Below are 12,519 nucleotides of genomic sequence, written 5' to 3' on the forward strand. Positions count from 1 at the left end.
GAGAGATTGTAATGAAAAAAGTATTAGTGGCTAATCGGGGAGAAATTGCCATTCGTGTCTTCCGTGCTTGTACCGAGTTAGATATTCGGACGGTAGGAATTTATGCAGCAGAAGATGAAAATTCAATGCATCGATTTAAAGCGGATGAGGCGTATGTAGTCGGTAAGGGAAAACGTCCAATTGATGCGTATCTAGATATTGAGGATATCATTCGTATTGCAAAAGATTCAGGGGCAGATGCTATTCATCCTGGCTATGGTTTTTTATCTGAAAACATTGAGTTTGCTAAAAGATGTCAGGAAGAAGGAATAATTTTTATTGGACCTTCTTTGACACATTTAGACATGTTTGGAGATAAGTTAAAAGCCAAAGAAACGGCTTTGGCAGCTGGGATAAAACCTGTTCCAGGATCAGACGGTCCTGTTAACTCTGTTCAAGAAGTACTAGACTTTGGGGAAAAACATGGTTACCCGCTGATGATTAAAGCCACATTAGGTGGTGGCGGACGAGGTATGCGTGTTGCTTACAATGAAAAAGAAGCAAAAGAAGGCTATGACCGAGCAAAAAGTGAAGCTAAAGCGGCTTTTGGGAATGATGAAGTTTATGTAGAGAAATATATTGCTAATCCTAAACATATTGAAGTTCAAATTTTAGGAGATAGTCACGGAAATGTCATTCATTTATTTGAAAGAGATTGTTCTGTTCAAAGACGTCATCAAAAAGTGGTAGAAGTAGCTCCTTGTGTATCTATGTCAGACAGTCAACGAGAAGAAATTTGTCAAGCAGCTGTCCAAATTATGAAACATGTAGGGTATATCAATGCTGGAACGGTTGAGTTTTTGGTTGAGGGAGATCATTTTTATTTCATTGAAGTCAACCCAAGAGTACAAGTAGAACACACCATTACTGAATTGATTACTGGCATAGACATCGTTATTGCCCAATTATTAATTGCTGATGGCAAAGATTTGCATCAAGATATAGGTATTCCTCATCAAAAAGATATTGAATTACGTGGTTCAGCCATTCAATGCCGAATTACCACGGAAGATCCTGAAAACCAATTTTTACCAGATACAGGTAAAATTGATACGTATCGTTCACCAGGTGGCTTAGGCATTAGATTAGATGTAGGAAATGGTTATGCTGGTTCAGAGATTACTCCTTACTTTGATTCTTTACTAGTGAAAGTGTGTACCTTTGGAACAGACTTTGACAAAAGTGTTCAAAAAATGCGTAGAGCCTTGAAAGAATTCCGCATTCGCGGGGTGAAAACGAATATTTTGTTTTTATTTAATGTGATTAATCACCCTGTTTTTCAATCTGGTCAAGCAAAAACAACCTTTATTGACACAACACCAGAGCTTTTTGAGTTTCCAAGATTAAAGGATCGGGGCAACAAGTTGTTGCGTTATATAGGAGAAGTTTCTATTAATGGTTTCCCTGGAATTGACATGGATAAAAAACCTTATTTTGAAGAGTCTAAAGTACCTAAACATTTAGAGCGTCAACACATTGTGACAGCAAAAGATATTTTAGAAAAAGAAGGAGCAGAAGGTGTATCCAAATGGGTCTATGAGCAACCGAAAGTTCTATTGACTGATACAACCTTTAGAGATGCTCATCAAAGTTTATTAGCTACTAGAGTTCGTACGAAAGATTTAGTCAAAATAGCGGAAGAAACAGCACAAGGAATGCCAGAGTTATTTTCAAGTGAAATGTGGGGAGGGGCAACCTTTGATGTGGCTTATCGTTTCTTAAACGAAAACCCTTGGGAAAGACTCCGCCTTATTCGCCAAAAAATGCCCCATACACTGCTTCAAATGCTAATTCGCGGTTCTAATGGGGTAGGCTATCAAAACTACCCAGATAACGTTATAGAAGAGTTTATTAAAGAAGCTGCTCATCAAGGAATTGATGTGTTTAGAATTTTTGATAGTTTAAACTGGGTACCTCAAATGGAAAAAAGTATTCAAGTTGTTAGAGACACTGGAAAAATAGCAGAAGCGACGATGTGCTACACAGGAGATATACTAGATCCTATGCGTCAAAAATACGGTGTGTCTTACTACAAAAACATGGCTAAAGAGTTGGAACAATTAGGGGCTCATATCATTGCCATTAAAGATATGGCAGGCTTACTCAAACCACAAGCTGCTTATCAGTTAGTCAGTGAATTAAAAGAAACCGTAGATATCCCTATTCACTTACATACTCATGATACAAGCGGCAATGGCTTACTAACTTACGCTGAAGCAACTAAAGCTGGAGTAGACATTATTGATGTGGCCATGAGTTCTATGAGCAGTACTACTAGTCAACCAAGTATGAGCAGTCTTTATTATGCCTTAGCTAATGATGAAAGAATGCCAGAAATGACTATAAAAAATGTCCAACAGTTAAATCATTACTGGGAAACAACTCGAACCTATTATGCTCCTTTTGAAAATGGGATAAAAGGACCACAAACAGAAGTCTATTCTCACGAAATGCCAGGAGGCCAGTATTCTAATTTGAAACAACAAGCTAAAGCTGTAGGCTTAGAAGATAGATGGGAAGACATTAAAGAGATGTATATCACTGTTAACCAAATGTTTGGTGATATCATTAAAGTGACTCCTTCTTCTAAAGTGGTAGGAGATATGGCTTTGTTTATGATTCAAAATGATCTAACAGAAGAAGTGATTGAACAACGCGGAGAAACTTTGAACTTTCCAGAGTCTGTTGTGAATTTCTTTTTAGGTAATCTAGGACAACCAGTCGGAGGCTTCCCTGAAAAATTACAACGGATTATTTTAAAAGGGCAAACACCTATCACTGTTAGACCAGGTAAGTTAGCTCCTGCAGTTAACTTTGAAACAGTTAAACAAGAACTAGCTACAAAAATCGGATACACGCCTTCTAAAGAAGAGGTGTTAAGTTATCTTATGTATCCGCAAGTCTTTTTGGATTATGCTAATATGTATAATAATTACGGAGATGTTACAGTGCTAGACACGCCAACTTTCTTTTATGGTATGCGTCACGGTGAAACAATCCGAGTGGAAATTGAAAAAGGTAAAACATTAAATATTCAACTGGAACAAGTAGGAGAACCTAACCTAGAAGGCAACAGAACTCTTTACTTTATTTTAAACGGTCAAAGACGAGACTTAGTAATCAAAGATACAAGTATTAAGACAACCATGACTGTTAAACAAAAAGCAGAACCAACGAAAAAAGAACATATTGGTGCGACTATGCCAGGAACAGTTTTAACAGTGTTGGTTAAAAAGGGAGAAAGTTTTGAAAAGGGAGATCCTCTACTAGTAACAGAAGCAATGAAAATGGAAACCACCATTCAGGCACCATTTTCTGGTATAGTAGAAGTGCTTCATGCCCAAGAAGGGGAACCAATTGAAGCTAATGATTTACTAATGGAAATAAAAGAAAAATAATTAATAGAAGGAAGGAAAAACATGAAACGTTTGCGAGATTTTTTAATTGTCTTTGCATTGTTGCTGGTAGTAGCATATGCTCAACCAGTAGTTTCTCCTTCTTTTTTTTCTCCTAAAATAAATCAAGAACAGAATCCAGCTGATTCTAAGCCAAAAAATAAAAGACCTAAAAAAATTGATTATGAAAAAATACCAACAGTTGGGTTAGCCTCTTTTATTCACCAAGATCCTCAAGAATTAACCAAAGAGTACGGGGAACCTCTTGAGATACAAACAACTAGTTTAGGCTATGATTGGTGGATTTTAGGCGAAGATGAAAAAGATTATATGCAAGTTGCAGTTAGGAATCATAAAGTTCAGTCGATTTTTGTTTTAGGAAAAGAAGTAGATACCAGCCCTTTTCGTTTAGGAATGAGTGTGAGTCAAGTGTTAGAGATTGGCTCTGTTTCTCCTGATTTTAAAATAGATAATGAAAACACAGCAGTGAGTTTTGAATTATCTGAGAAAGATATGAATCATCGGCCGTTACTAGCTTTTGATAATGGCAGTTTTGCGATGCTTCATTTTAGTCAAAAAACTAATCGGTTGATTGGTATTAGGTATTTAGATAAAGAAACTTTATTAAGATTGATGCCTTATCAATTAAATGAGGAAGACTTAGAGGCAAAAAAAGCGACGGATAAAATTGACTGGGAAACAGTAGATAATAATAATGAACGGCAGTTTTTATCTATTTTTAACATTTTAAAAGAAAAGGACCAGTCTGCTTATTATTCACTGAATAAACAATTAGATGAAAAAGCTGAACAAGTCCTCACTTCTTTTTTAGCCAATCCTGAACAAGTGTTAAAAAATAAAAATCACTTAATAAATTGGGAACATGCAAAGACAAGATTGGATTATAGTGCTCCTTTTTATTTAACAAATGAAGAATTTAAACGCTTATTAGCTTTAGGCAATCTATCTAGTGATAGCGTTCATGGGATTATTTATACTCCAGCTTATGATGTTCCCATGATGATAATGAATTGGTACAGCGAAGGGGTTTACCGCCAACAATTTTCACATAAAAAAGAGCGAGATATGGGAATTTATTTTTATGAAGATGTTGGTTTATTTTTATTTGGCAATCACGAAGGGAAAGTTCCTACGGTAAATGAAACAGAAGGGAGCGATTCACGATAATTTATTCAGAAGAATTATTAGAAATAGAAACAGACAGTCTACAGTTATGCCAGTTGATTCGAGAGAGTAAGGTATATCAAAGCTATGTAGCTTGCTATCACCAACTTCAAACCGACCAACTAGCACAAGAAAAAATTGCGGTATTTAGAAGAAGTAAAGAAAAATTTGAACAAGTAGAAGCTTACGGAAAATATGCCCCAGATTATAAAGAAAAAAGACGTGCAGTGCGGCAAGCTAAACGGTGTGTTGATTTAGATGAAACCGTCGCTCAATTTCGTTTGAAAGAAAGAGAGTTACAAGATTTATTAGATCACATTACTTATGAAATTGCTCAAGCTGTTTCAACGGATATTAAAGTAGATGCAGGAAATCCTTTCTTTGAGTTTGGGGATAAAGGATGCGGAGGTCAGTGTCATGTTAGATAATCAAGCAGAGCAACTAGTTTTTGAACATATACCTCGTCGCTCATTAATTGTTTGGGTATATTCATTAAAACAAGTAAAAAATTTGAGAAAATATGGTTTTATTTATTATGTATCACGAAAAATGAAGTATGTAGTGCTTTATATGGAAGAAGCTTCTTTTGAAAAAAATGTGGAAGCGATTGAGCGACTTCATTTTGTAAGACATACGGAAAAATCTCATCGTCCTGATTTAGATATGAACTTTGGCGAGAATTTTAAAGAAATGATTCGATTATCAGAATTAGAAACGCCAGAAACAGATTTTCAAGAATTACTAGATCAAGGGATTGAAGAAGATAATTAGAGGTGAGAAATTATGCGAGTGATATCTGGAGAGTATGGAGGCCGTCGGTTAAAGTCCCTAAGTGGAGATAATACTAGACCGACAACAGATAAGGTGAAAGAATCTATTTTTAATATGATAGGCCCTTATTTTGATGGAGGGATTGTGCTGGATTTATTTGCTGGAAGTGGTGGATTAGCTATTGAAGCTATTTCCAGAGGATGTGAACATGCTTATTGTGTAGATAAAAGTTATGCAGCTATTAAAGTAATTCAAGAAAATATCGCAATTACCAAAGAACCTGAAAAATTTACTTTGGTAAAAAAAGAAGCTAACAGTGCCTTATCACAATTTAAAGCATCAGACATTCAATTTGATTATGTGTTTTTAGACCCGCCTTATGCTAAGCAAACCATTGAAAAACAAGTTGAATGGATGAAAGAAGCCAATTTACTGAAAGAACAGGCTTATGTTATCTGTGAAGTTGACAAAGCGGTTCAATTACCAGATGAATTAGCCTCTTTAACCTTAAAAAGAAGACAAACATATGGTGGAACAGAAATTGTGATCTATCTAAATGATTAACCATCATTAACTAGAAGTAAAAAGGAGAGAGACTCATGTCACTTGAAAAAATTGCCTTATTTCCAGGGAGTTTTGATCCCTTTACTAATGGGCATTTAAATACTGTGGAGCGTGCTGCTAACATTTTTGATCAAGTGTATATCAGCATTGTGACTAATACGACTAAAAAAGCTTTATTTACCTTAGATGAAAAATTAGACTTAGCCCAAAAAGCAACGAAACATTTAGAAAATGTTTCAGTTATTGTTCAAGAAGAAGGTTTAACCGTTGATTTAGCTAAAAAATTACAAGCTAATTTTTTAGTTAGAGGGATAAGAAATGCTACAGATTACGAATACGAAAAAAATATTGCCTTTATGAATAGTCAATTAAATGAGCAGGTTGAAACAGTCTTCTTATTGTCTCACCCTGAATTTAGTAATGTTAGTTCAAGTATTATTAAAGAAATAGCGTATTTTGGTGGAGATATATCTGCTTTTGTTCCAAAATGTGTCCATCAAGCAATTTTAGAAAAATATCATCAAGACTAATGGAATGATAAGGAAAAATAGGTATGGAATTTATGACAAATAAAAAAAACCGAATATCGTTAAGTGTGATTGTACTAGCTGTGCTAGTTTTAATCAGTGTCCTTCTTCCGTTGCCTTACTACATTGAAACGCCAGGATCTGCTGAAAACATCAATGAATATGTACGAGTAGACAACCGAGAAAATACTCACCCAGGAGCTTATTATTTAACTACTGTGGCAATTCAAAGAGGGACTCCCTTAAGTTTAGCTATGGCTAAATTTTTACCTTTTCGTGAGATTATCTCTAAAGAAGAGTTAATGGGAGAAAGTGACGATCAAGACTATGAGCGGATTAGTCAATATGAAATGGATAGCTCAGAAAATATGGCGAAAAAAGTAGCTTTTGATTTAGCTAAAAAAAAGTATAGCTTCCAATTTCAAGGTGTTTATGTAATGGGAGTGATGAAAGACTCTAGTTTTTACAATCAATTAGCAACTGGAGATATTGTCTATCAAATAGATAACTTTAAACCACAGTCTTCTAAAGAATTTATTGATTATATTAAAGCAAAAAAAGTAAAGGATCAAATAACGGTTCACTATAAACGAGATGGCCAAACCAACCAAGTGTCAGGGCCGTTAATTTTATTAGGAGAACCTAAACGTCCAGGAATTGGGATTACTTTAGCAGATAAAACCCAAATCAAAACAAAAGAACAAGTAGACTTTTTAACCGAAGAGATAGGGGGACCTTCTGGAGGGTTGATGTTTACTTTAGAATTATATGAAATATTATCAGGTGAGGATTTAAGACAGGGTAGACAAGTAGCAGGGACTGGTACTATTGAAGAGGATGGAAAAGTGGGCAGCATTGGTGGGATTGATAAAAAAATTGTGGCAGCAGATAAAGCAGGAGCTAGTATTTTCTTTGCTCCATCTGAGCCAATTAATCCAGAGCTTAAAAAAATGTACCCTGATTTATTAACGAATTATGAAGAAGCTAAGCGAGCAGGGAAAAAAATTAAGACTAAAATGAAAATTGTTCCAGTCAGTAACATTCAAGAAGCTATGGACTATTTGAAAGAAAGTAAGTAAAAGTTGCTAATTTAGCAACTTTTTTTCTTTGCTTCGTGTTTTTTTACAACTTTTCCATATATTTATTATGAAAAGGAGGGAGCGTGATGAAAAGACATTCAAAAAAATCAGCCAGTTTAGCTATGAAAAAAAAGCTAATGTTAATCAGTACCGTCTTAATAGGGATTAGTTTTCTTTTTAGTTTTATTTGGTTGAGACAAAGTCAGATAAACAAGCAAACTGTGATTCCAGTCGTCCAAAAACAAGAAAAAAGGTCAGAGAAACCTAGTACTCAGATAAAAGAAAAACAAGGAAGCTTATCAAAGAACACCCAAATGTTTGTAGACGTTAAAGGAGCGGTAGCTAAACCGGGCATGTATTCAGTGACAGATAATATGCGAGTTCAAGAAGTTATTTTAAAAGCTGGCAACTTTTTACCTGAAGCAGATCAAACTTATGTAAATTTAGCTCAAAAAGTGACAGATCAGCTAGTTATTTATGTGCCAAAAAAAGGAGAGGAAACTTCTTTAACTCAAGTGAAAGTGTCGGCAACAACATCTAAAGAAGGTAGCTCTCAATCTGATCAAAAGCAGTTAATAAATATTAATCAAGCAGATGTAGCTGGTCTTCAACAACTAACTGGCATTGGAGGGAAAAAAGCAGAAGAAATTGTTCGCTATAGAGAAGAACAAGGTGAGTTTCAAAAGATCGAAGATTTAAAGAAGGTATCTGGTATTGGGGAAAAAACATTTGAAAGTTTAAAAGAATGGATTACAATTGAGTAAATAAGAAAAGGAGGGATGACATGTCTTTTGAGCGAATACCTTGGGATCAATATTTTATGGGACAAAGTTTATTGCTATCTCTTCGAAGTACATGTAGTCGGCTTACTGTAGGAGCAACCATTGTTCGGGATAAACGGATTATTGCTGGAGGATATAATGGTTCCGTCAGTGGAGATGTACATTGTATCGATGAGGGGTGTTATGTTGTAGATGGACATTGCATGAGAACTATCCATGCAGAAATGAATGCTATTTTACAATGTGCTAAATTCGGCGTACCTACAGAAGGAGCTGAAATTTATGTGACTCATTTTCCTTGTTTACCATGCACTAAAATGATTTTACAAGCGGGCATTAAAAAAATTCATTATTTAACAGATTATCATAATAATGAGTATGCTTTAAAATTGATGGAACAAACTGGTGTAACGGTAGATCAAGTTAAACTTTCAAAAAAATATTTTACCAATTTACCTTTTGGTACAGAAAATGGCTGTCTTACAGAAGATATCTTTTTGGAAGATAACTAATTACTGGATATGGCCTTGTTTTTTTGTAGGACTTATTAATCTGCTTGCCTTAGATTTTTCTTGGATATGGGTAGGATTAATAAGTCTTTTTTTATGGCGATTGTGGAGGTTAAATCATTTAAAAATAGGGTTAGTTACGCTGATTATCGGAGGAATGTTTTTAGGTTACTATGTATGTTTAGGTCAATTCACGCAAAAGAATTGGCAAAAAGTGGAGAAAGAAACAGACTGGAAGGGGGAAATAAGTATTGACTCCACTAGCATTCAGTCTACGGAAAACTCTTTAAAATTTATCGCTCATGTTTCTTCCAGTGGGGAAAAAGTGCAAGTATATTATCAACCTGCTGACTTAAAGGAACGGGCTAATTGGCAGAAAATGACTGGTAGGTTAATTTTATCAGGTTCTTTTCATTCAGAATTAGCTGAGACAAAGCGTAATGTAGCAGGCTTTGATTACCGATTTTATCTAGCTTCCCAACATATTTACCGGTTACTAAAACTTGAGAAAATTGATACTCTTAACTTAGTGTCTTCTCTAACCCTTAAACAGCGTTGCTTTTTTTGGAAAAAGCATATTATTTCTCGGCTTTCTAGTCGGCAATTTCCTTATCTAATAATGTGTCTTAAAAAATTTTATTTAGCTGAATCTGATGAAGAATTTATTCAACAAACAACCTTACTAAATAAATTAGGTCTTATTTTTTTATTTCAACTAACTGGCATGTATGTGGCCTATTTACTGAAACTACTGAGATATCTGTTATTAAGGTGTTACGTGTTTCAAGAGTTAGTCGATATAATTGAATGGTTTATTTTATTGACACTAGTGTGTTTAAGTGGGCAAAGTAACCGATTAACTTATCTTTATAGCTTATTATTTATGACAATAAGTAAAGCTAGCCGTTTTTTTAAAATAAAGTTAAGCCCGTTAGATATTTGGGCTTGGCTGATGTTATTGATACTAGGAATTTATCCTTATAGTTTGCAACAATTTAGTGGGCAAATGATTGGCTTAATGGGGTTAGTCTATCTTCAGCGGCATACGCTGCTTTTCGGTCCCTTAGTAAGTACAGCAGATAAATTTACCTACAAGCTAAAGACTAAACTGTTTTTTTCTGTTGGATTATGGGGGCTGACTTCCTATCATTTTTATCAAATATCTGTAATAGCTTTGGTTTTAGTTCCTTTGTTAAGTTTAGGCTTGATTGGTATAAATTTATTAGGATTTTTATTAAGTGTTCTAGTAGTTATTTTTCCAACTAGTAGTATGTTAGGTTTAAATCTTCTAGAGAAGACTCTTCAATTATTTTTCAAAAGTATGTCTAGTATAGAAGGGCTACCAGGACTTTCAGTGATAACTTCTCGCTTGCCCTGGATAATTTATTTAGGGATAGTAGTAGTTATGATTGTTATGGGGTGTAGTCAGAGGCGACTTTCTTACATCTCTTATTTCATAGGTTGTTGCAGTTTGCTATGTTTTGGAAAATATTTAAATCCTATAGGTCAAATAAGTTTTGTGGATGTAGGACAAGGAGACGCTATTTTTATTCAAATGCCCTTTCATCAGCAAAATATTTTAATCGATACTGGTGGTAAACTAGTGTTTAAGCCAAAGAAACAAGCAACTGGTAAAAGTAATGCAGCTTATACATTAATTCCTTTTTTAAAAAGTCAAGGAGTTAGTCGGCTAGATCAAGTATTTGTGACTCATAGTGATATGGATCACATGGGAGATTTAGGAGTAATAAGTCAAGAGTTTCCTATCACGAAATTGTATTATGGCAAAGGAGCCATGGCTAAATCCGTTTTTAAGCAATATGCCAAAAAATTAAAAAGTCAGGGAACTCAACTGATTCCTTTGTTAGCGCCTAAAGAATATAGGTTATTTGATGGATATTTAGAACTATTATCTCCTGAAGAAAAAGGAGCAGGTAAGAATAATGACTCCCTTGTCCTGTTGTTTCAAACCCATAGGCAAAGTTATTTGCTAACAGGTGATTTAGAAAAAGAAGGAGAAAATAAACTATTAGAAAAATGGCAACTTCCGCAAATAGATGTGTTAAAATTAGGCCATCATGGCAGTCGCTACTCCACCTCAAAAGAATGGTTAGATAAATTAAAACCAAGAGATGGGATTATTTCTTGTGGAAAAAACAACCGTTATCAGCATCCACATAGAGAAGTACTTCAACAGTTGCAAGATCATCATGTTTCTATTTTTAGAACTGATTTAGATGGAATGATTCGCTATAAGTGGTGCTATTTATTTGAAGCTAAATGGCGAAGAGAAACGGTTAAAATAAGAGAAGAGTAAGTTAAAAAGAAAGTAGGAAGATCAGTGAGTTTTCAAACAGAATTAGCTAAAATTAAACAAAATAAACTAGCTCCTATTTATTTATTACAAGGAACTGAAAAATTTTTAGCAGATCAGTTTTTAGAACAATTAGTTAATCAATTGGGATTAATCGATGATGAGATGAATAAAATAGTATTCGATATGGAGAGTACCCCATTATCTGAAGGGATAGAAGAGGCAACTAGTGCTCCTTTTTTTGGTGAGTATCGATTAGTGATGCTAGATCATCCCTATTTTTTAACAGGAGATAAGAGAACAGGTATGCCAGAACATCATTTAGAGGAGTTATTAGCTTATTTAAAAAATCCTTTGGAGTCGACTATTTTAGTTATGATAGCAGGTTATCCTAAACTAGATGAACGAAAAAAAGTCGTTAAAGAATTGAAAAAAACAGCGACTTTGATAGATGTATCCCCGATGGAAGAAAAACAGGTAAGAGAGTATGTGGCACATTATATAGCAGGAGAGGGTTACGATATTAGTCCAGAAGCTTATCGGTTATTACTAGAAAGAACTAATATGGATTTTTCACAACTGATGGCAGAATTAGATAAGTTATTTTTAACCGGTATGCCAACCAAAAAAATTACTCGCTACATGGTTGAGAGTTTAGTTCCAAAAACTCTCGAACAAAATATTTTTGACATGACTAGCTACGTGCTAAAAAAAGATACTAAAGAAGCACTAAATCTATATCATGATTTGGTAAGACAGGGAGAAGAAACAATTAAAATCAATAGTATTTTGATTAGTCAAGTAAGGTTACTTCTTCATGTTCAGTTATTAGGAAAAAGAGGTTATCCGCAAAAAAATATGGCCCAACTGTTAAAAGTTCACCCTTATCGCATTAAATTAGCGATACAACAAGCGAAACATTTTCAATTTGCATCATTGGCTAGTGTGTTAGATGAGCTAATCGAAAATGACTACGGAATGAAAACTGGAATGATGGATAAAGAACTGTTATTTGAATTATTTCTTCTGAAAACAGCTAGCTTATTATAAAAAAACACCTTCATGAATTGTCATGAAGGTGTTTTTTTAATCATTAAGCTTTTTTAGCTAATTTTGCATGTAAGCGAGATTTAGTGCGGTTAGCTTTGTTTTTATGAATAAGGCCTTTAGTTTCAGCCATATCAATTGCTCTATTAGCTGCAAGTTGTAATTCAGCAACGTCGTCAGAACCAACTTCGATAGCTTTTTCGAATTTTTTAATAGCAGTACGCATAGAACTTAATTGTTTAGCGTTTAATTCGTTAGACTTTTCAGTTGTACGAACGCGTTTGATAGCAGATTCAATGTTTGGCAT

12 protein-coding genes are annotated in these 12,519 nt (G+C 34.5%); 11 read left to right on the top strand and 1 reads right to left on the bottom strand.

Features of this window, described 5'->3' with window-relative positions; genetic code table 11:
* Window positions 1-11: 11 nt before the first annotated feature.
* From C7P63_RS08825 to holA, 11 genes are all read left to right on the top strand, one after another.
* The gene (locus C7P63_RS08825) at window positions 12-3,437 is read left to right on the top strand and encodes a pyruvate carboxylase (protein ID WP_125943791.1); all 3,426 of its coding nucleotides are present in this window, start codon (window positions 12-14) and stop codon (window positions 3,435-3,437) included.
* A gap of 21 nt (window positions 3,438-3,458) precedes the next feature.
* Entirely contained in the window at window positions 3,459-4,622 is a 1,164-nt protein-coding gene (locus C7P63_RS08830; RefSeq protein WP_125943792.1) for a CAP-associated domain-containing protein, read from the top strand.
* Between the two features lie 23 nt (window positions 4,623-4,645).
* Window positions 4,646-5,047 carry a YlbF/YmcA family competence regulator gene (locus tag C7P63_RS08835; RefSeq protein WP_279386796.1) on the top strand — a complete coding sequence of 134 codons (402 nt, stop codon included), beginning with the start codon at window positions 4,646-4,648 and terminating at the stop codon, window positions 5,045-5,047.
* Entirely contained in the window at window positions 5,037-5,390 is a 354-nt protein-coding gene (locus C7P63_RS08840) for a YlbG family protein (RefSeq protein ID WP_125943794.1), read from the top strand. Before C7P63_RS08835 ends, C7P63_RS08840 begins: the two co-directional genes overlap by 11 nt.
* A 12-nt stretch (window positions 5,391-5,402) precedes the next feature.
* Window positions 5,403-5,954, top strand: a complete 552-nt coding sequence (rsmD, locus tag C7P63_RS08845; RefSeq protein ID WP_125943795.1) for a 16S rRNA (guanine(966)-N(2))-methyltransferase RsmD — start codon at window positions 5,403-5,405, stop codon at window positions 5,952-5,954.
* Between the two features lie 35 nt (window positions 5,955-5,989).
* Entirely contained in the window at window positions 5,990-6,484 is a 495-nt protein-coding gene (coaD, locus tag C7P63_RS08850; protein ID WP_125943796.1) for a pantetheine-phosphate adenylyltransferase, read from the top strand.
* Window positions 6,485-6,507: 23 nt separating this feature from the next.
* Window positions 6,508-7,560 (top strand): SepM family pheromone-processing serine protease, encoded by a 1,053-nt coding sequence (locus C7P63_RS08855; RefSeq protein ID WP_243640829.1) that lies wholly within the window; start codon window positions 6,508-6,510, stop codon window positions 7,558-7,560.
* 86 nt (window positions 7,561-7,646) lie between these two features.
* On the top strand, window positions 7,647-8,324 hold the full coding sequence (locus tag C7P63_RS08860) for a helix-hairpin-helix domain-containing protein (RefSeq protein ID WP_125943797.1): 678 nt from the start codon (window positions 7,647-7,649) through the stop codon (window positions 8,322-8,324).
* A gap of 20 nt (window positions 8,325-8,344) precedes the next feature.
* A complete protein-coding gene (locus C7P63_RS08865; RefSeq protein WP_125943798.1) occupies window positions 8,345-8,854 on the top strand; it encodes a ComE operon protein 2 in 510 nt (169 codons plus the stop codon).
* 154 nt (window positions 8,855-9,008) lie between these two features.
* Complete coding sequence (locus C7P63_RS08870; RefSeq protein ID WP_165863809.1) at window positions 9,009-11,168, top strand: DNA internalization-related competence protein ComEC/Rec2; 2,160 nt, start codon at window positions 9,009-9,011, stop codon at window positions 11,166-11,168.
* Between the two features lie 24 nt (window positions 11,169-11,192).
* Window positions 11,193-12,215, top strand: coding sequence for a DNA polymerase III subunit delta (holA, locus tag C7P63_RS08875; protein WP_125943800.1), 1,023 nt, complete (start codon window positions 11,193-11,195; stop codon window positions 12,213-12,215).
* A 43-nt stretch (window positions 12,216-12,258) separates the two neighbouring features.
* Here holA and rpsT read toward each other — a convergent pair whose 3' ends face one another.
* Window positions 12,259-12,519, bottom strand: coding sequence for a 30S ribosomal protein S20 (gene rpsT / locus C7P63_RS08880; protein ID WP_125943801.1), 261 nt, complete (start codon window positions 12,517-12,519; stop codon window positions 12,259-12,261).

The sequence above is a fragment of the Vagococcus humatus genome, from assembly GCF_003950325.1.
GTDB lineage: Bacteria > Bacillota > Bacilli > Lactobacillales > Vagococcaceae > Vagococcus_C > Vagococcus_C humatus.